Genomic DNA, 18,531 nt, shown 5'->3' on the forward strand with positions numbered 1-18,531 from the left:
GTATTCCGACGGTGTTCGCGACAGTCTATCGCCAAGCTATGGACGCCAATGCTGTCATCGATGAATCGCGTCCGGTCGCCAAACGGTGTCGATCCACTCAAAGTGACCTCGATGCCACTCATTGTGGCAGAGCCGACACGGGCGTGCCGACACGCTACACATCGGCTCTTCTGAATCGGGGCGATGTGCCGCACCGGGACGGGCATCGCGGATGAGCGCGTCGGGTGCCCCACCGAGACGTTCCCGGCGACGGGCGCTCGCGCGACGCGTCGGCGTCGGCGTTCTGATCGTCGTCACACTGGTGACCGTTCTGGCGGCGGTCGCCTGGCTGAACCGGCGGGTCGCCGCGCGCGAGGTGCTGGTCGGCTGGCTGGACCGGCGCGGCATCCCGGCCCAGGTCGAGGTCGAACGGTTGGAGATCGACGGCTTTGTCGGTCGTGTCCGCATTGGCGATTCCGCGAACCCCGATGTGACGGTCGAGCGTGTCGAGGTCGATTACGGCCTGACCCTGCCCTGGTCGCGGACGGGCATGGGCGTCACGCCCACGCGCATCCGGCTGGTCCGGCCCGTGATGCGGGCCACATGGCGCGACGGCCGACTGTCGTTCGGCTCCCTGGACCCGCTGATCGAGGAGTTCACCGGCCGCCCGCCCCGGCCGGACAGTCGCGGTCCGATCGTGGTGGTCGAAACCGGCCGGCTGAGGCTGGACACAGAATATGGTCCCGTTTCCCTGCTGGCCGATGCCCGTCTCGACGACGGCAAGCTGATGCGGCTGTCTGCGCGGATGCCGGCGGCATCGCTTCGCAGCGGCGGTGTCGAGGCCCGGGGCCTCGGTGGATCGCTGGAGTTGACCACCACAGGGGACCGCGTGACGACGCGACTGGTGCTGGACGCCCAGAGATTCACCCTGCCGAGCGCGGCGGGCGAGGACGCGCGTCTGGTCGCGACCGGCGACCTGCCCTATCCGGACATGGAGGCGCGCAGGGGCGACGGGCGGGCGGCGCTGACAGTCCGGCTGACCGGCGATCGCCTGACCGTGGGCGAGGCCTCGGCACAGGGCGCGACCCTGACTCTGGCGGCGGACGGCGAGGCCACGGGCTGGGTCGAGACCCTGGGCTTCGAGGGGACGGCGAACGCGCGTCTGGCGGCCGATCGTCTGACGGCGCCGGGGCTGTCCGCGCGCGGTGCCGACATCGCGGCGACGGACGCTCGCCTCGCCATGCGCCGCCGGTCGGACGCGATCGACTGGAGCCTGCGCGGTCCTGCCCGGATCATGGCCGCCTCGGGTCAGGCCGGAGACCTGACGTTGGCGGGGCTGACGGCGACGTCATCCGCCCTGGCTCTGCGGTCGGACGGCGAAGGCGTCGAGGCCGGCGGGCCAATCACGGCCAGCTTGACCCACGCGGCGCTGGACAGCCTGCGGCTGGAGGCGGTGACCGGCCGTCTCGATCTCGACTACGCCTCGGCCCGGGCGACCGCGCTGTCTCTGACCGGCCGCGTCGCCGCCGGTCGCGGCGGCTGGCCCCTGTTCGGCCCGGCGAGGTCCGACGATGTGCCGGAGTTGGCCGAGCTGAAGCGCGCGCTCGGCGGCTTCTCGCTTTCGGCCCCGGCCCTTCGCCTCACCTCCGGCGAGGCCGGGACGACCGTGACTCTCAGCCAGCCGGCGCGGATCACGCCCGTCAACGGCGGCGTCCTGACCCTCTCACCAGCGGCGACACCCCTGTTTTCGGCCCGGCCCGGCGAGCGCGGGGGCGGGGCCCTGACCCTGACCGCGACTCGGGGGCGGGGCCTGCCGGAGGCCGCCTTCGCGGTCCCGGACTGGCGGCTGACGGCCGGAGGCTTCCAGGCCCGGCTGGACGGTCGCGCCGCCCTCGACTTCGGCCCGGCGCGGGGTCTGACCGTCCAGACGGCGGGTCTTCTGGCCAGCGACCGGGGGCGGGTGACCTATGCGCCCGACGCCTGTGTGGCGATCGCGGTCGAGCGGCTGGATTTCGACGAGAACGACGTCATGGACGTCTCCGGCCGCCTCTGCCCGTCGGGCGGCCCCCTTCTGGTCGCCGAGGGCGGTCGCTGGCGGGTGTCGGGCGCCATGAGAGGCGTGGACGCCCAGGCCCCCTTCCTGGCGCTGGCCGTCTCGGAGGCTGAAGGGCCGGTGGTGGCGACGGGCTCCTCGGCGGGGCTGGGCCTGGACGCCCGGGTGACGACCGCGACCGTCGAGGACGCGACCCGGCCGCTCCGCTTCAACCCCCTGACGGCCAGCGGTCGGGCGCGTCTGGAGGGCGAGCAGTGGTCCGGCGCCTTCGACCTGGCGCGGTCGGGCAATCCGCTGGGACGCCTGACGCTGGCGCATGACGGACCGAGCGGCGTGGGCGGGGTCGGGATCGAGGCCCCGTCGCTGGTGTTCGCCGAGGGTGGCCTGCAACCCGCCGACCTCAGCCCCCTCGCCGCCGATTTCGTCCAGTCGCCCGCCAGCGGCTCGGCGTCCTTCACCGGTCGCATCGCCTGGAGCCCCGACCTGCCCGAGGGCGGCACGAGTTCCGGTCGGCTGGTCATCCCCAGCCTGGACTTCGCCAGCCCCGCCGGCCCGGTGAAGGGGCTGTCTGGCACCATCGACTTCACCAACCTGGCGCCCCTGACCACCGCCCCGAACCAGTCCCTGCGCGTCGCCACCCTGGAGTCGATCGCGCCCCTGACCGACCTCGACCTGCGCTTCCAGCTGGACAAGGCGGCCATCACCGTCGAGGGCGGGGCCATCCAGGCGGCGGGCGGGACCGTGCGGGTCGAGCCCTTCAGCGTGCCCCTGGCGCGCGAGCCCTTCTCGGGCGTAATCGTGCTGGACCGCATCCAGCTGGGAGAGCTGATCGCCGGCGCGGGCTTTGGCGACAAGGTCAGCCTGGACGCCGTGGTCTCGGGCCGCCTGCCCTTCATCTCGGATCCCGACACCGGCGTGCGGGTGACCGGCGGCACCCTGTTCGCGGCCCAGCCCGGTCGCCTGTCGATCGCGCGCGAGGCCCTGACCGGACTGGAGGCCGGAGGCGGCGGGGCGGTGCCGCCCGGCACGGTCGAGGACCTGGCCTATCAGGCCATGGAGAACCTGGCCTTCGACGTCCTGACCGCCGAGGTGAACAGCCTGGATGAGGGCCGCGTCGGGGTCCTGTTCCGCATCGTCGGCCGTCATGACCCGCCCCAGCGTCAGGAGCTGCGCCTGAGCCTGGCCGAGCTGATGAGCCGCGAGTTCCTGAACCGGCCCCTGCCCTTGCCGTCCGAAACCGGCATCGACCTGACGCTGGACACCACGCTGAACCTGAACCAGCTGATCTCCGACCTGCTGGAGGTCAATCGGGCGAGGAACGGCGAATAGTGCGCGCCAGGCCAGGGCCTGGCTTTGCCGTTCAGCGGCCATTCACGCTACAGGGCGCATCCGAAGTGGCAGTGAACGCGTTCCCGACCCGGAGACCTCGCCGATGACCCCGCCCAAGCGCCTGATCCGAACCACCCTGCTCGCCGTCGGCGCGGCCACCCTGCTGGCCGGCTGCACCCCGACGATCCGGTTGCAGGTCGACCCGATCCAGATCTACGCCAAGCTGGACGCCGACGTCCGGGTGCGGCTGGATCAGGAGCTGCGCGACCTGCTGGCCGAAAACCCGAACCTGTTCTGATGACCCTCTCTGTTTCCAAGGAAGCGAACCGTCCCATGACCCTGAACAAGCTCTTCGTGCTCGGCGCCGCCGTTGCCGCGCTGGGCGTCGCCGCCGGCGCGGCCCCCTCGTCAGGTGCCTGGGCTCAGACCTCCGAGCAAAAGGCCCTGATCGACGCGGCCAAGGTCCAGGGCGTCGTCGGCGAACAGGCCGACGGCTATCTGGGCATCCGGACCCCGCCGGCTCCCGCTCCATTGGCTGCCGCCGTCTCGGATACCAACGACGCCCGTCGCGCGGTCTATGGCGACAGCGCCCGCGCCGCCGGCACCACGACCGATGTGGCCGCCGCCCGGATGTTCGAGGCCCAGCTGTTCGCCCGGATCCCGGCCGGCCAATGGTACAGAAACGCCTCGGGCCAGTGGGTTCGGCGCTGATCCGGCGCATCGTGTCGCGGGCGGGCTCGCCCGCGATGTGCTAAGGGCCCGCCCATGCCCACCGGACCGCTCCGTCACGTCCTGACCATCCTGTTCGCCCTGGGCCTGTCGGCCCTGGCGACGGGCGCGATGGGCTGGTTCTGGTTGGCGATCGGGGGCGGGCCGATGTCGATCCACGGCTGGATCGCCATGGGGTTGGGGGTGCTGGGCACGGTCGGCCTGACCTGGCTCCTGATGGCGCTGGCGTTCAAGTCCCATCGCGAAGGCTGGGACGACCAGGTCAACAACACTCTCGATCCCGGCCGCGAGGCCGGACGCGAGGATTAGGCGGCGGCGAGGCGGCCCAGGGCGGCCGGCAGCAACAGTCCCTCCGACAGATGCCGGACCACGGGCACGGCCACGGCATCCCCCATCAGCTTCAGGGCGGCGGTCTCCGATTTCGGCAGGCGGTAGCCGTCGGGCAGGCCCATCAACCGCGCGGCCTCTCGCCCCGTCAAACGCCGGGCCCTCAGCCGCCCCCCGTCGCAGACGATGACATACTGGCGCGACGAGCCCCCGGCCGGCGTCCGCAGGCATCCGGCCAAGCCATCCAGCCTCAGCTCCAGACGCTGGACCTTGGCGCCGTTCTCCGTCCGAACCCGGCGATAGGCGGCGGCGATGCGGCGCTCGCCCGAGGCCCGCGCCGCCTCCAGACGCGCCTGGTGCAGGGGCGCAGCCAGAGCGATCAACGCCTGCGTGTGGTCGTGGTCAAACCACGACACAACCTCGTCGTCCTCAAGCAGGTCGATCAGGTCGGTGTTGCGCCGGGACGGAGCGGGCAGGCTCCACCAGGCCCAGGCGGCGCGGCCGCCTTGCGACAGCCGCTCGAACGCCCCGACGATCCTCGGGGAGTGAAACGGCGCCAAGGGTGCCGCCGCCTCCGGGCCTGCGAGGCCTCGCATCGCGACAATGAACAGCCGAGGCCGCGACTGGGGCAGCCACAGGGCCGCGTCCATCTCCAGCGCGCCCACGCGATATCCGGCCTGGGCCATCGCCTCGCAGATCGCCACGAAGTCGCGGCCGTCGCCCGAGGTCAGCAGACCGACCACATTCTCCACAACGACGATCGGCGGTGCCCGACCCTCCGCGTCGAGAGCCTGCATCAGTCGCCAGAAGCCCCAGAAGGCCCCGGACCGCTGCCCGCCCAGCCCCGCCCGCGCCCCGGCCAGGCTGACGTCCTGACAGGGCGAGGACGCCCAGGCGAGCGTCGGTCGCCCGGGGAGGTCCCTAGCCTCCAGAGCCCAGACATCGCCCTGGCTCAACACCCCGGTGTGGTTGGCGCGCCAGGCGGCGGCCTTCATCGGATCCACATCGTTGGCGAAGGTCGTCCGGAATCCGCTCAGCCCCAGCCCCGCCAGCCCGCCGCCCGCGAAGAACTCCAGGGCTTCGAGAGCCGGCTCCGGGCGAATCGCCATGGGTCCAGCTTAGGCGTCTGGAATCGTCATCGCGAGCAGGGTTGACCCCGGCCCGGCGGACGGCTTGTCTCGCGCAGAACCCCGTTCGGAGACTTTCATGAACCGCCTGATCGCCGTCGTCGCCGTCCTTGCCCTAGGAGCCTGCTCGCCCGAGGCGGAAACCGCCGAGGCTTCGCCGACCGAGGCCCCGGCACAGGCCGCGGCCGCGCCATCCCAACTGGGCGGGATCGATCTGAGCCAGCCGCTCCTGGCCATGGGTTCCGAGCCGTTCTGGTCGGTCGAGATCGTCGATGGCGTGGCCACCTGGAAGGACATCGGCGACTTCTCCGGCGACGTGACGACGCCCCGGACGGGCCCGGCGATCCCGACGGCGGCTGGCGACGGCGTGGCCTATGCCATCACCCTGACGGACGGGACGCTTGTGACCCTGACCCTCACGGCCGGGCCCTGCGCCGATCTCGGCGAGCAGACCCGGGCCCTGAACGCCACCCTGGCGTGGGGTGACTCGACCCAGGCCGGATGCGCCGACGCGCTCAGCGCCTATCCGCCCGCGACCGCCGGCTGATGCTTCGGATCACCGCGCTCGTCGCCGGCCTGGCCCTCGCCGGGTGTTCGGAACCAGCCCCTGAGGTCTCGGCACCGATCCCGGCGCCCGAGCCGACCACCCTGGGCGGCGTCGATCTCGATCAACCCCTGCGCGCCATCGGCACCGAGCCGTTCTGGAGCGTCGACATCACACCGGAGGCCCTGGCCTATTCCGCTGTCGATTCCAGCGGGATGCGGGCCGACAACCCGGGTCCGACGGTCCAGGGAACGACGGCGGTCTATGCGGCGGCGGGCGAGGACGGCACGGCCCTGGTCGTGACCCTGATCGCCACCGAATGTTCGGACGGCATGAGCGACCGGACCTATCCCCTGACGGCGCGGGTCGAGATGGGACCCCAGACGCTGAACGGCTGCGCCGCCTCCGTCGCCTTCCTGAACAGCGAGCCGCGTCCGTAGAGGCCTAGCCGCCGCCCAGCAAGGGGCCGACGCCCGGCACGCTACGCACCGCATCGCCCAGCAGGTCGCGGCCCGTCGCGGCGCGGACGCGGTCGCGCGCGGCGGGCAGCAGTCGCTTCATCTCCGGCTTTCCGATACCCAGCGGCTCCAGCTGTTCCAGCAGGCCCATGGCCTCGGCCACGGCCTTGCCCGACAGACCTCCGGCCCCGGCGATCAGGCCGCCGAACAGACCGCGCCGGGGTCGGGCCGCCGCATCCGACCGGGCGGCGGCCTCCGCGCCGTCGACGGCGTCGAACAGCGCCACCAGGCTTTCGCGCGCCGCGTGCCGGTCCAGCAGGCCCAGCGCAGCCGTCAGGGCCGCGCGGGCCGGTTCCCTCGCCAGCCCCGCATCGTCGGCGGCGGCGTCGGACAGGCTCTCGAACGAGAGGCGCACCGGAGTGTCAGGCGGGGTCGGGTCGGTCATGGGGGCGATTTAACGCTTTTCGTACGCTCGCGGATGCAGACTTCATCCATGACACAGGTGGAAACGCCCCAGGACCTGCGCGCGCTGACCGCGCTCCGCTTCTTCGCCGCCGCCTGGGTGGCGCTCTATGCCTTCTGGCCCAACCTCGACATCGGGGTGACGCCCAATCTGGTGGCCAAGGGCTATCTGGGGGTCGAGCTTTTCTTCGTCCTGTCCGGCTTCATCCTCAGCCACGTCTATCTGAAGGCGTTCGGCGAAGGCGGCTTTCGCTATGGCGGCTTCCTGTGGGCGCGTATCGCCCGGGTCTATCCGCTGCATCTGGCGACGCTTCTGGGCGTCGGAGCCCTGGGTCTGGCGGCGGTCGCGGCCGGCATGGCCATCGACGGCAATGTGCTCAGCTGGGCCTCCCTGCCCGCGCATCTGACGATGCTGCACGCCTGGGGCTTCGCGCCCGAGGCGGGGTGGAACCACTCGTCCTGGTCGATCTCGGCGGAGTGGTTCGCCTATCTGACCTTTCCGGCCTTCGCCTTCGTCGCCTGGCGATTGAGAGAGCGCCCCCTGGTCGCCGTTGCGGGCGCCATCGGGATCGGAGCCGTCCTCTACGCCGGGTTCCAGGCGCTGGCGGGCTTCTCCCTGACCGAGGCGACCTTCCGCTGGGGGGCCCTGCGGATCGTGCCCTGCTTCGCCTATGGCTGCGCCCTGTATCTGCTGCATCGCCGTGGCGGCCTGTGGAGACCGGGATGGCTCGTGGCCGGATCGGTGATCGGCATCGGGCTCGCGGCCTCGCTCCAGGCACCGGACGCCGTGGTCGTGCTGTTCGCCGGTGGCCTGATCCTGGGGCTCGGAGGCCTCTCGAACGCCGCTGCAGGATGGCTGGCGTCGCGCCCGGCCGTCTATCTGGGAGAGATCAGCTACGCCATCTATATGGTGCTGGTGCCCTGGCAGCTGCTGGCGGTGAACCTGGCCGCCCGCGTGACGGGTGCCGAGGACAAGAAGCTTCACCTGTTCGTGTGGCTGGCGGTCGTGCTGGCCCTGCCGGTCGTGGCGGCGATCGCCTATCATCTGGTCGAACACCCCGCCCGGCGGGCGCTCAGGGGCATGGCCGACCGTCGCGCCGCCCATGCCGAGCGGCGACGACAGGCCGCGCAACTCGCCTGAAAAGGGTTCTTCAACCCTCGCAAACTATCGTCTAGGGATAGGTCGGGCGTAACAGTCGGAAACATTCCAGCATGACGAAACGGCTCACCGCCGCTGTGGTTGCAGCGACCCTTGGCCTCTTCGCCCTGTCCCCGGCCCCGGTCCGCGCGGACGATCCCTACTGGCAGTGCGTGACGTTCGCGCGCATGTTCTCCGGCATCAACATCTTCGGCGACGCCTGGACCTGGTGGAATCAGGCCGTGGACCGCTTCCGCACCGGCCGCGCGCCAGAGACCGGCTCCGTCCTGGTCTTCCGCCCCGAGGGCCGGATGAGCCGGGGCCACGTCGCCGTCGTCTCCGACATCCTGACCGACCGCGTCATCCGCGTGACCCACGCCAACTGGGGCGGCAGCCGGGGCCGGGTCGAGGAAAACGTCACCGTCGTCGACGTCTCGGGCCAGAACGACTGGAGCCAGGTCAAGGTCTGGTACAACCCGATCAACGACCTGGGCACGACCGTCTATCCGACCTACGGCTTCATCTACAACAGCGCCCGCGAGGGGCTGGAGGCCGGTCGTCAGGTGGCAAGCAACGCGGGCTCGGCCTCCGGCCAGCCCTGATCCCCACGCCTTGAGCCTCCCCGGATGATCCGTCTCTATCGTTCGGGCTGCACGGCCTGCGAGGGCGCGGAAATCGACGTCGAGGGCTGGACCCTGCCGGCCGACACCCTGTGGGTCGATCTGATCGAGCCGACCCGCGAGGAAGACATGGCCATCGAAAAGGCGCTGGGCCTTTCGATCCCGACCCGCGAGGAGATGAACGAGCTGGAGGCGTCCAGCCGCCTCTACCGCGAGAACGGCGCGACCTATGTCACCGCCGACATCCTGCACAACGCCGAGGCCGAGCTGCCGACGGTGGACCCGGTGACCTTCATCCTGACCCACGGGCCGCTGGTCACGATCCGTTACTTCGACCCCCGTCCTTTCACCATGTTCACCGACAAGCTGGAGCGGGAGCCGTCGCTTTGCGACAGCGGCGCGGACATGTTCCTGAACCTGGTGGAAGCCATCATCGACCGGGCGTCCGACGTCCTGTCCAAGACCGCGCACAAGGTCGACGGGGTGGCCAGCCATGTCTTTTCCGGCACGGAGAAGACCGTCGGCTTCCAGCATCTGATCACCAAGCTGGGTCGCGCCCAGATCGCCAACAGCCGCATCGAGCAGAGCCTGTCGGGCCTCGCGCGCGTGTTCGCCTTCGTCAGCCTGGACGAGCGCCTGGACATGATCGAGGACAAGCGCGAGCACCTGCGGTCCCTCGGGCGCGATGCCGCCAGCCTGCTGACCCACAACCAGGCCGTGGCGGCGGGCATCACCTTCCAGCTCTCGGCGACGCTCGGCCTGATCAACATCCAGCAGTCGTCGATCTTCAAGGTCTTCTCGCTGTTCACCGTGGCCCTGATGCCGCCGACCCTGATCGGCGCGGTCTATGGGATGAACTTCGATCTGATGCCCGAACTGACCTGGACCTGGGGCTATCCGCTGGCGCTGCTGCTCATGGCGGTATCGTCGGCCCTCCCCTTGCTGTGGTTCAAGCGCAAGGGATGGTTCTGAAGCCGATCTCTATTCCGGCTTGATCGACAGCTGGAAGGCGACCAGCCCCTCGGTCACGTCCCGGTCGAAGCCCTCGCCGCCGCGCAGGCCCTCGGCCTCCAGCTCGCGATAAACCAGGCCGAACGAGCCCTGAACGTGCCCCCTGCGCATCGCCACCCCGATCGAGGCGTCGCCCAGGAAGGAGCCCGAGTCGCGGCTGACGCCGGAGCGGGCATAGTCGCCGTCGCGGGTCCTGGCGAAGTTGTAGCCGACCGCCGTGCCGGACCCGGCGGCGTAAAGATACCAGCGGGCACGCTCGCCGAACGCTTCGGCTCCTTCGGGCACCATGTCGTCGACGCCCGAACCGATCGTCAGGGTCGCGCCGGCCTGGGCGCTGCCGCCCCGGTCGCCGACCCCGACCCCGGCGTGCGGGGTCAGCGTCACCTCCAGGCCGGAGGCGGTATAGCCCCGCGCCACGGGCCAGCCGCGGGTATAGGACAGATCATAGCCCTCGGCGTCGAAAGCCGCCTGATCCAGAGGCGTCAAAGGCAGGGGCGAGCCATCGGCCCGGCGCAGTTCTCCGCGCTGGCGCAGGCGCAGCCGGTCGGAGTGCCCCTCGCCCTCGTGCCAGACGTCGTGGGTCGTGGTCGCCGCGAACGGGCTCTGGGCCGCGATCGGCGTATAGTCGGTGGCGAACTCCAGCGCGGGGCCGAACTCGCGCTCGGTGGCGACGTTGAACCCGACCTGCCGGTTCAGCTGGGCGGTGATGGTGGAGGCCGTCCGCTGCTCGCCGTCCGACCAATTCTGATTGACCACAGTCTGCGCGCCCGCGGGGACCGATCCGGCCACCAGCGCCACGACACCGAACACACATCCCGACAGACGGATCAACGGTCCCCTCACAGCCCGTTAGCGAGCACTAATCTGCACCAACTTCAGCGCCGCACCAACCCGATTGTTGCGACACATTGCTGACACCGTCACCGAACGCGACCCGCGTCCACCGGGTTCCCCTGATAGGGGGCACGACCGCGATCTCACTCCCCGATGGTGTTGAGGTCCCGCCCCCTGGTCTCCGGCATGAACACCAGGGTCACGACCACGGCGATGGCGGTGAAGACGACCGCGTACCACAGACCGAAATAGATGTTTCCCGACCACGCCACGAGGGCGAAGCTCGCCGCCGGCAGCAGCCCCCCGACCCAGCCGGTGCCGATGTTGTAGGGCAGGCTCATCGCCGTATAGCGCACGCGCGTGGGGAACAGCTCGACCAGGGCCGCCGCCTGGGGTCCGTACAGGGCCGTGGCCGCCACGATGAAGATCATCAGGATGGCGAAGATCATCGGCAGATCGACCCGCGCCGGATCAGCCCTCTCGGGATAGCCGGCGGCGACCAGGGCCGCCTTGATGCGTCCCTCGACCTCGGCCTTGACGGCGGCCAGTTCGGCGGGCGGCAGGCCCTCGCCCTCGGCCGAGACCACCTCGACCTCGCCGACCCGGACGCGGGCCAGCGATCCTGAGGGCGCGGCGACGTTGACATAGGAGACGCCGGCGTTCGACAGCACGGTCTTGGCCAGATCGCAGGAACTGGCGAAGGCCGCCTTGCCGACCGGATCGAACTGCAGGGCGCAGGTGGCCGGATCGGCGATCACGGTCACCGGCGAGGAGGCCTGCGCCTCGGCCAGCGCGGGATTGGCCGCCCGCGTCAGGGCCTGGAATCCGGGGAAGAAGGCGACCAGCGCCAGGATCATGCCGAACAGCATGACGGGCTTCCGGCCCAGCTTGTCGGACAGCCAGCCGAAGAAGACATAAAGCACCGCCGACACGACGGTCAGCCACAGCATCACCATGTCGACCGTGGCCACCTCGACCTTCAGAATCCGCTCCATGAAGAAGCGCGAATAGAAATAGCCGCAGTACCAGACCGCGCCCTGGGCGATCATGGTGCCGAACAGGGCCAGCAGCACAAACTTCAGGTTCTTCCATTCCAGGAAGGATTCCCGGAACGGCGCCCGGCGCGCCCCGCCCTCGGATTCCATCCGGCGGAAGGTCGGGCTCTCGTTCAGCTTCAGGCGGATCCACAGCGAGATCGTCAACAGCCCGGCCGACAGCAGGAAGGGAATGCGCCAGCCCCATTCGTCGAAGGCCTCGTTGCCGACGATGGCGCGGGTGGCCAGGATCACGGTCAGGGCGCCGATCAGGCCGAGCGCCGCCGTCGTCTGGATCCAGCCGGTCAGGAAGCCGCGCGACTTCGCCGGGGAATGTTCGGCGACATAGATGGCTGCGCCGCCATATTCGCCGCCCAGGGCGAACCCCTGGAGAATGCGCAGGAAGATCAGCAGGGCCGGGGCCCACAGGCCGATCTGGTCATAGTCGGGCAGCAGGCCGATGGCGACGGTGGCCACCCCCATCAGGGTGATGGTGACCAGGAAGGTGGTCTTGCGTCCCGTCCGGTCGCCGAACCAGCCGAACACCAGCGCCCCCAGCGGCCGCACGACGAAGCCGACGCCGAAGGTCAGCAGGGCCAGGATGTATCCGGTCGCCTCGCCCACATCGGCATAGAAATGCCGGGCGATGACGGCTGTCAGCGAGCCGAAGATGAAGAAGTCGTACCACTCGAACGCCGTGCCGGCGGCCGAGGCTCCCACGACAGTGGTTAGCCCGGGCTCGCCAGGCTCAGGCTTGCTCGGCTCGGCGGCGTGATCGGTCATCGTGGCTCCCCCGCGTCCTGTCTCCGACGCTTGCGGCGAACCTAGCGGGGCCGCGCGAACCCGGACAAGAGAAAACCCCGTCGGCGGGGCCGACGGGGTTCAAACGGTCGGACGTGCGCCGGGATCAGTCGGCGGCGTCGTTCGCGGCCTCGGTCACGGCCGATCCCACGGCCTGGGTGTCGCGGCCGGCACCGGCGACGGTGTTGCAGGCGGCGGTGGTCAGGGCGGCGGCGGCGGCGAACAGTACGAAGACCTTGCGCATGGATAACTCCTGGAAACGGGCGACGGTGGGGAGGTCCCGCCGATACCCGTGCTCAACGCGACGCGCGCGACAGGGTTCCCGGCTTGACCACGGCGTCCACCCGATCCAGATCGCGAGGGTCGATGGGCTGGATCGCCTCGGGCGTGGCGAAGGTCATCCGCGCGATCGTGCCGCGTGGAGCGGCCGGCACGATCTCGACCTCGCCCCTCAGCTGTTTGGCGAAGGCCCCCATGAGGGTGCGACCGACGCCGGTCTCCATGTCGCGATCGCTGGGCCCGGGACCGTCGTCCTCGACCTCCAGCACGCTGGTCTCGCCCAGCACCCTGAACCGCACCTGAAGCGCGCCGCCGCGTCCGGCGAAGGCGTGCTTCTGGGCGTTGGTCACCGCCTCGACCAGCCACAGGGCCAGGGGAGCCAGCTTGTCGGGATCGACGATCAGACTGTCGGCCTTGATGTCGCTGGTCACCACCGGCCCGCGCCCGCTGTCGCTGGCCACCAGCTGGCCGACCAGCTCCATCAGGAAGTCGCTGGCGTCGGCATGGCGAATGTCGTCGCTCTGGTAGAGGGTGCGATAGATCAGGGCGAGGGCCGAGATCCTCTGCCGCGTGTCGCCCAGGGCGACCTTGGCGGGCTCGTCCTTCAAGGCCCGCTGCTGCATCGACAACAGCGACGAGATGATCTGCAGATTGTTCTTCACCCTGTGATGGATCTCCCGCAACAGGGCGTCCTTCTCCACCAGGCTCTCGTTCAGCGACCGGTCCCGCGTGGTGATGGCCTCGGCCAGTTCGTCCAGCGTGGCCGCCAGACGCCGCACTTCGGACGGCGCGTGCGAGGCCTGGACCGGGCGGACGGAATAGCGGCCCCGTGCGTAGAGGGCGGCGATCCGCTCCAGATAGTCCAGCCAGCGCACGACGATGCGCTCGGTCACCCACATCACCGTGCCGAAGGCGACGATCCAGGCCACGATCGGCGCGAGAAAAACCCCGATCGGATCCAGGTCCGCCCACGACAGCAGGGCCGGAAGGACCAGGATGGGCAGGAGGGCGACGGCCAGGGCGACGCCCAGCCGGAACCGAATTCCCTCGAACCGCGCCAGCCCCTGCTCCCGGCCGTGAAACCGCGACATGCCGGGCGCGCCCAGGCGCCGCCGACGCGGTCCCTGATCTCCGGCGGGGGCCACGCCCTCAGCCCTGACGGGCCGCGCTCAGGCGATCCGCATCCGCGAGAATCGAGCGCATGGCGTCGCCGGCCGCGCGCCCGTCCCGGCTGTAGCCGCCGCGCTCCAGGGTCGCCTGGAGCGCCTTGCGCGCCCGGCTGACGCGGCTCTTCACCGTGCCGACGGCGCACTGGCAGATCTCGGCGGCTTCCTCGTAGGCGAAGCCTCCCGCGCCGACCAGGATCAGCGCCTCTCGCTGCTCCTCCGGCAGGGTGTTCAGCGCCTGGCGCAACTCATCCAGGGCCACCGGCGCCTCGGGATCGTCGACGGCGACCAGGGTCCGTTCGGCGGCCTCCTGGTCCAGTTGCGACGAGCGCCAGGAGCGACGCTTCTCGGAGTAGAACTGGTTTCTCAGGATCATGAAGGTCCAGGCCTTCATATTGGTGCCCATCTGATAGCTGGCGCGCGCGTCCCAGGCCTTCATCATGGCGTCCTGGGCCAGGTCGTCGGCGGCGGTCGCGTCGCCCGTCAGGGTCCGCGCGAAGGCGCGCAGGTGGGGGATCAGCTGCACCAGTTCGCGCTTGAAGCCTTCGTCGTCGGCCGAGGGAGGTTTGGGGGCCGCGCTCACGCCTTGCCTCCACCCGATCCGCGTTGATCGGCGCGACGCAGGATTTCCAGGAACTCGTCGGGAACCGGCTCGTTCACGACCTCGTCGAACATGTGCCGCAGCTTCACCCCGATGGCCTGCTGTCGCAGACGCGCCTCCTCAAGGCCGGGTTCGCTCGCAGGGGCCGCGGCGGGTTTGCGCCGGGGGTCGGGGGTGTCGATCATGTTGTGGTGTGCCGCCAGCTCGTTGATCTCATTCACGCGGGATGCGCGCCGGCCTTGCACGGCCGACCTATACTTGTGAGGCCGCTAACGTCGCCGCCGCGGGCCGGTTCCGACCCCGAACGCATTTTATGGTCAAGCTGCGATCCGCGACGCGGAACCGTGGCGGGGATGCTACGTTAGACACGCGAGACGCGCCTGAAAGACAGGCGCGCGAACCTACTGTCGGGGACTTCCATAATGAGCCTACTGGCCAGACTCGCGCCGCATCTTCCCTATGTCCGTCGCTATGCCCGCGCCCTCACGGGCGACCAGGCCACCGGCGACAACTATGTCCGCGTCGCCCTGGAGGCCCTCGCCGCCGGCGAGCGGCAACTGCCTCCCGACATGACGCCCCGCGTCGCCCTCTACCACGTCTTTCACACCATCTGGTCGTCGACGGGCGCCCAGCTCGAGGACGCGAGCGGTCTGGAGACGCACGGCGACGCCGCCAGCCGCCTGATGCGGATCGCGCCGCGCTCTCGCCAGGCGTTCCTGCTGACCGCGCTCGAGGGCTTCACCCCGTCCGAGGCCGCCCAGATCCTGTCGTCCGACGCCCATGCGGTCGAGCGGCTGATCGGCGAGGCGCAGGCCGAGATCGACGCCGAACTGGCCACCGACGTGCTGATCATCGAGGACGAGGCCATCATCTCGGCCGACATCGAGAGCCTGGTGCGCGAGCTGGGCCACACCGTCACCGCCACCGCCACGACCCATGACGAGGCCGTCGATGCCGTCGCCCGTCACCGCCCGGGTCTGGTCCTGGCCGATATCCAGCTGGCCGACGGCTCGTCTGGCATCGACGCCGTCAAGGATATCCTCAAGCGGTTCGACGTGCCGGTGATTTTCATCACCGCCTTCCCGGAACGGCTTCTGACCGGAGAGCGACCCGAGCCGACCTTCCTGATCACCAAGCCGTTCCAGCCCGAGACGGTGAAGGCGGCGATCAGCCAGGCGCTGTTCTTCCACCCGACGCGCCAGAAGGAAGCCGCCTGACCCCAGGCGCGCGTTAGACAAGCCAAAGGCCCCGCCGGTCGCGCCGGCGGGGCCTTTCTTCATCCCGAAGCGGCGGTCACTCGGCCGAGGACGGGGCCGCCTGGACCGTGGGGGCGTTGACGTTGGGGGCCTCGCCCGTCGGCGGAGCCGTGGGTTCGCCGGTCGAGGTCGTCGGCGCGTCCGCGGCGGGCATGCCATCGCCCTGGAAGGCGGCGGAATCGACGCCCTGCTGGCCGGTGTTCGGATCGCCGGCCGAAAAGCCCGGGCTGAAGAACAGATAGAGAATGAAGAAGCCGAGCGCGGTCAGTCCGATGCCCAGGGCCAGGACGACGCTGATCCTTCGTCCGCCCCGCCCCTGCTTGGTGAACTGCTCCTCGACCGGCCGACCCTCGTGCACGGCGTCCGCGGCTCGCGAGTGGGGATCATCATGGGTCATGCGGTGCGCTCCGGTGCAGGGGATTGAGCGGTCGAAACGCATCGGCGAGCGTCACCGTTCCGCTTCGTCTATCGCGCGAAAAAACTTCCGGCCTCAGGGAACGCGGTCGGGCATCCGCCGTTATCGGACTGCGGAGGCGACGACGCCCCCCGACTTGGACCCGCCACAGCAGGTCCCGCCGCCTCCGCGCCTCATTCTCGATGATGCCACCTCAAGGCGATCCGCAAGGGTCGCCTTTTTCTTGTCTGCTCCGGGCAAGCGAAAGGGCCGCCCGGTCGCCCGGACGGCCCTGTTCTCGATCGCCTTTGATCCCCGATCAGGCGAGCGCGGCGCGCACCTTGTCGGCGATGGCCTTGAAACCGGTCTCGTCGGCGGCGATGGCGGCCATCACCTTGCGGTCCAGCTCGATCCCGGCCTTCGACAGGCCGTGGATGAACTGCGAGTAGGTGAAGCCCTCCTGGCGGGCGGCGGCGTTGATGCGCTGGATCCACAGGGCGCGGAAGTTGCGCTTCTTGGTGCGGCGGTCGCGATAGGCATACTGCCCGGCGCGGTCCACGGCGGCCTTGGCCGTGCGGATGGTGTTCTTGCGGCGACCGGAGAAGCCCTTGGCCTGCTCCAGAACCTTCTTGTGCCGGGCGTGCGAAACGACGCCCCTCTTCACGCGTGCCATTCTGTTTTTCCTTCGGAAGGGTCCCTAACGCGCGCGACGCGGTCGCTTGCTGCTTGAGGGACGCCTGATTTCAAATTCGATGCGATTGCGGTGGGAAGTCCGGGTCCTGGTGCCGCGCCGATCAGGCGTACGGCATGTAGGACTTGATCTTCTTGGCGTCGGCGTCGGCCATCACCGAGGTGCCGCGGTTCTGGCGGATGTATTTGGAGTTGTGGCTGATCAAGCGGTGACGCTTGCCCGCAACCCCGGCCTTCACCTTGCCGGTCGCAGTGAACTTGAAGCGCTTCTTGGCGCCCGACTTCGTCTTCAGTTTCGGCATTTTCCATTCCTTTTTGGGCTACCGCCCTTCGGGCTACTTGAGCCCGAAAGGTTGATCGGAAGCTGGTTTCAAGGACCGCCCAGGCATGCCTGTTCGCCCGGCGGTCCGTACGCGAAGGCGCGGCTTCTAGGCGAAGCGACGCCGAAAGGCAAGCTTACTCGGCCGCGATCGGCACCGGGGCCATGCGCGTCGAGGCTCGCCCCGCGTTGAGCGCCATGATCGCTGCCGGGATCATCAGAACCGCTCCGACCGCCAGCGGCCAGTCATGCCCCAGGCCCGAGAACATCGCGCCCGCCACGATCGGTCCCACGATCCGGCCTGACGAGCTCGCCGCCATGTTCAGGCCCAGCATGGCTCCCTGCCGGTCCGGCGGGCTGGCACGGGAGATCATGGCCGAGATGTTGGGCATGGTCATCGCCATGCCGAAGCCTCCGACGATCATCGCAACCGTCACGAACCACGCCCCCGGCGAGAACATCTGGCCCAGCAGGCCCAGCCCGAACATCAGGCAGCCCCCGGCCAGAACCCGGCTCTCGCCGAACCTCCGCGCCAGCCGGCCGGTGACCGCCGTCTGGGACAGCACCGAGACGATCCCCACGGCCATGAAGGCGAAGGCCACCTCGCGCGCGCCCCAGTCGTAGCGGGCCCCGGTCCACAGGCCGAAAGTCGATTCCATGCCCGAGAACCCGGCCATGAAGATCAGGGTCACCAGGATCACGCGCGAAATCACCGGATTGGCGGCGGCGTCACGCACCCCGCTCAGGAACGGCGTCCGCTCCGGCGGGGTCGCGGATCGCTGCAGGCTCTCCTTCAGAAAGAAGACGACGCCCAGGGCCGCCAGTACCGCCAGTCCGCAGGCCGCGAAGATCGGCAATTGATAGCCCAGCCGCCCCATGTCCTCCTGCACGAGGATGCCGGACAGGCCGGGCCCGGCGATGAAGCCCGCCCCGAACGCCGCCCCGATCAGCCCCATCCGCCCCGCGCGCTTTTCCGGCGGGGTGACGTCGGCGACATAGCCCTGGACCGTCGAGACGTTTCCCGCACCCAGGCCTGTGAACAGCCGAACCGCGATGGCCAGCCAGATGTTGGGCACGAAGGCCAGCATCAGATAACCGACGGCGTTGGCGCAGACGGTGATCAGCAGAACCGGCTTTCTGCCGATCCGGTCCGACAGCCGCCCCCAGAAGGGCTCGGCGAAGAACTGCCCCACCGAATAGGCCGAGAACATCAGCGCGACCTGCCAGGCCTCGGCGTTCAGGCTGTCGCCGAAGAAGGGCAGCAGCGGCACCACCAGGCCGAACCCCACCAGGTTGATGAAGACGATGGCGAACAGCACCGCCAGCGCCCGCCGGTCACGACGATCGGGCGGGGCGGGAACGGTCAGGCTGTCAGGCATG

General features: G+C 69.8%; 22 protein-coding genes. 10 read left to right on the top strand and 12 right to left on the bottom strand.

Annotation, left to right across the window (positions count from 1 at the left end; genetic code table 11):
- The first annotated feature begins 211 nt into the window (after window positions 1-211).
- The 4 genes from ABN401_RS12230 to ABN401_RS12245 all read left to right on the top strand — a co-directional run bounded on the left by ABN401_RS12230 (window position 212) and on the right by ABN401_RS12245 (window position 4,399).
- On the top strand, window positions 212-3,361 hold the full coding sequence (locus ABN401_RS12230; protein ID WP_349685135.1) for an intermembrane phospholipid transport protein YdbH family protein: 3,150 nt from the start codon (window positions 212-214) through the stop codon (window positions 3,359-3,361).
- Between the two features lie 103 nt (window positions 3,362-3,464).
- Window positions 3,465-3,659: a YnbE family lipoprotein gene (locus ABN401_RS12235; RefSeq protein ID WP_349685136.1), complete on the top strand. Its 195-nt coding sequence runs from the start codon at window positions 3,465-3,467 to the stop codon at window positions 3,657-3,659.
- Window positions 3,659-4,072, top strand: coding sequence for a YdbL family probable chaperone protein (locus ABN401_RS12240; protein WP_349685137.1), 414 nt, complete (start codon window positions 3,659-3,661; stop codon window positions 4,070-4,072). Before ABN401_RS12235 ends, ABN401_RS12240 begins: the two co-directional genes overlap by 1 nt.
- Window positions 4,073-4,126: 54 nt before the next feature.
- Window positions 4,127-4,399 (top strand): hypothetical protein, encoded by a 273-nt coding sequence (locus tag ABN401_RS12245; RefSeq protein WP_349685138.1) that lies wholly within the window; start codon window positions 4,127-4,129, stop codon window positions 4,397-4,399.
- On the opposite strand, the gene ABN401_RS12250 is transcribed toward ABN401_RS12245, so the two are convergent.
- A complete protein-coding gene (locus ABN401_RS12250; protein WP_349685139.1) occupies window positions 4,396-5,526 on the bottom strand; it encodes a DNA cytosine methyltransferase in 1,131 nt (376 codons plus the stop codon). The two genes, ABN401_RS12245 and ABN401_RS12250, sit on opposite strands and share 4 nt — an antisense overlap.
- A gap of 97 nt (window positions 5,527-5,623) precedes the next feature.
- On the opposite strand from ABN401_RS12250, the gene ABN401_RS12255 reads away from it, so the two are divergent.
- Together ABN401_RS12255 and ABN401_RS12260 are read left to right on the top strand one after the other, a co-directional pair.
- Window positions 5,624-6,091, top strand: coding sequence for a hypothetical protein (locus ABN401_RS12255; protein WP_349685140.1), 468 nt, complete (start codon window positions 5,624-5,626; stop codon window positions 6,089-6,091).
- Window positions 6,091-6,528: a COG3650 family protein gene (locus ABN401_RS12260; protein WP_349685141.1), complete on the top strand. Its 438-nt coding sequence runs from the start codon at window positions 6,091-6,093 to the stop codon at window positions 6,526-6,528. Before ABN401_RS12255 ends, ABN401_RS12260 begins: the two co-directional genes overlap by 1 nt.
- Before the next feature lie 4 nt (window positions 6,529-6,532).
- Here the strand turns inward: ABN401_RS12260 and ABN401_RS12265 are convergent, their stop codons facing one another.
- Window positions 6,533-6,991 carry a hypothetical protein gene (locus ABN401_RS12265; protein ID WP_349685142.1) on the bottom strand — a complete coding sequence of 153 codons (459 nt, stop codon included), beginning with the start codon at window positions 6,989-6,991 and terminating at the stop codon, window positions 6,533-6,535.
- A 48-nt stretch (window positions 6,992-7,039) separates the two neighbouring features.
- Here ABN401_RS12265 and ABN401_RS12270 point away from each other — a divergent pair, with 48 nt between their 5' ends.
- From ABN401_RS12270 to ABN401_RS12280, 3 genes are all read left to right on the top strand, one after another.
- A complete protein-coding gene (locus ABN401_RS12270; protein WP_349685143.1) occupies window positions 7,040-8,149 on the top strand; it encodes an acyltransferase family protein in 1,110 nt (369 codons plus the stop codon).
- 71 nt (window positions 8,150-8,220) lie between these two features.
- A complete protein-coding gene (locus tag ABN401_RS12275) occupies window positions 8,221-8,748 on the top strand; it encodes a CHAP domain-containing protein (RefSeq protein WP_349685144.1) in 528 nt (175 codons plus the stop codon).
- Between the two features lie 24 nt (window positions 8,749-8,772).
- Entirely contained in the window at window positions 8,773-9,738 is a 966-nt protein-coding gene (locus ABN401_RS12280) for a magnesium transporter CorA family protein (RefSeq protein WP_349685145.1), read from the top strand.
- A gap of 9 nt (window positions 9,739-9,747) precedes the next feature.
- Here the strand turns inward: ABN401_RS12280 and ABN401_RS12285 are convergent, their stop codons facing one another.
- The 6 genes from ABN401_RS12285 to nepR form a co-directional block, all read right to left on the bottom strand.
- A complete protein-coding gene (locus ABN401_RS12285; RefSeq protein ID WP_349685146.1) occupies window positions 9,748-10,608 on the bottom strand; it encodes a lipid A-modifier LpxR family protein in 861 nt (286 codons plus the stop codon).
- Between the two features lie 146 nt (window positions 10,609-10,754).
- Window positions 10,755-12,428: an MFS transporter gene (locus tag ABN401_RS12290; RefSeq protein ID WP_349685147.1), complete on the bottom strand. Its 1,674-nt coding sequence runs from the start codon at window positions 12,426-12,428 to the stop codon at window positions 10,755-10,757.
- A 124-nt stretch (window positions 12,429-12,552) separates the two neighbouring features.
- Window positions 12,553-12,690, bottom strand: a complete 138-nt coding sequence (locus ABN401_RS12295; RefSeq protein ID WP_349685148.1) for an entericidin A/B family lipoprotein — start codon at window positions 12,688-12,690, stop codon at window positions 12,553-12,555.
- Between the two features lie 52 nt (window positions 12,691-12,742).
- Window positions 12,743-13,816 carry a sensor histidine kinase gene (locus tag ABN401_RS12300; RefSeq protein ID WP_349685149.1) on the bottom strand — a complete coding sequence of 358 codons (1,074 nt, stop codon included), beginning with the start codon at window positions 13,814-13,816 and terminating at the stop codon, window positions 12,743-12,745.
- Between the two features lie 58 nt (window positions 13,817-13,874).
- The gene (locus tag ABN401_RS12305) at window positions 13,875-14,474 is read right to left on the bottom strand and encodes a sigma-70 family RNA polymerase sigma factor (RefSeq protein ID WP_349685150.1); all 600 of its coding nucleotides are present in this window, start codon (window positions 14,472-14,474) and stop codon (window positions 13,875-13,877) included.
- Entirely contained in the window at window positions 14,471-14,677 is a 207-nt protein-coding gene (gene nepR, locus ABN401_RS12310) for an anti-sigma T factor NepR (RefSeq protein ID WP_349685226.1), read from the bottom strand. The genes ABN401_RS12305 and nepR overlap by 4 nt, the downstream gene beginning before the upstream one ends.
- A 237-nt stretch (window positions 14,678-14,914) precedes the next feature.
- On the opposite strand from nepR, the gene phyR reads away from it, so the two are divergent.
- Window positions 14,915-15,709, top strand: a complete 795-nt coding sequence (gene phyR / locus ABN401_RS12315; RefSeq protein WP_349685151.1) for an anti-anti sigma factor/receiver protein PhyR — start codon at window positions 14,915-14,917, stop codon at window positions 15,707-15,709.
- Between the two features lie 76 nt (window positions 15,710-15,785).
- Here phyR and ABN401_RS12320 read toward each other — a convergent pair whose 3' ends face one another.
- From ABN401_RS12320 to ABN401_RS12335, 4 genes are all read right to left on the bottom strand, one after another.
- Window positions 15,786-16,145, bottom strand: coding sequence for a hypothetical protein (locus ABN401_RS12320; RefSeq protein WP_349685152.1), 360 nt, complete (start codon window positions 16,143-16,145; stop codon window positions 15,786-15,788).
- A 316-nt stretch (window positions 16,146-16,461) separates the two neighbouring features.
- Entirely contained in the window at window positions 16,462-16,815 is a 354-nt protein-coding gene (rplT, locus tag ABN401_RS12325; RefSeq protein ID WP_349685153.1) for a 50S ribosomal protein L20, read from the bottom strand.
- 121 nt (window positions 16,816-16,936) lie between these two features.
- Window positions 16,937-17,134, bottom strand: coding sequence for a 50S ribosomal protein L35 (gene rpmI, locus ABN401_RS12330; RefSeq protein WP_003166435.1), 198 nt, complete (start codon window positions 17,132-17,134; stop codon window positions 16,937-16,939).
- A gap of 154 nt (window positions 17,135-17,288) precedes the next feature.
- Complete coding sequence (locus ABN401_RS12335) at window positions 17,289-18,530, bottom strand: MFS transporter (RefSeq protein ID WP_349685154.1); 1,242 nt, start codon at window positions 18,528-18,530, stop codon at window positions 17,289-17,291.
- Between the last annotated feature and the right edge of the window lies 1 nt (window position 18,531).

Origin of the sequence: Brevundimonas aurifodinae, from assembly GCF_040195595.1 — a bacterium.
Taxonomy (GTDB): domain Bacteria; phylum Pseudomonadota; class Alphaproteobacteria; order Caulobacterales; family Caulobacteraceae; genus Brevundimonas; species Brevundimonas aurifodinae.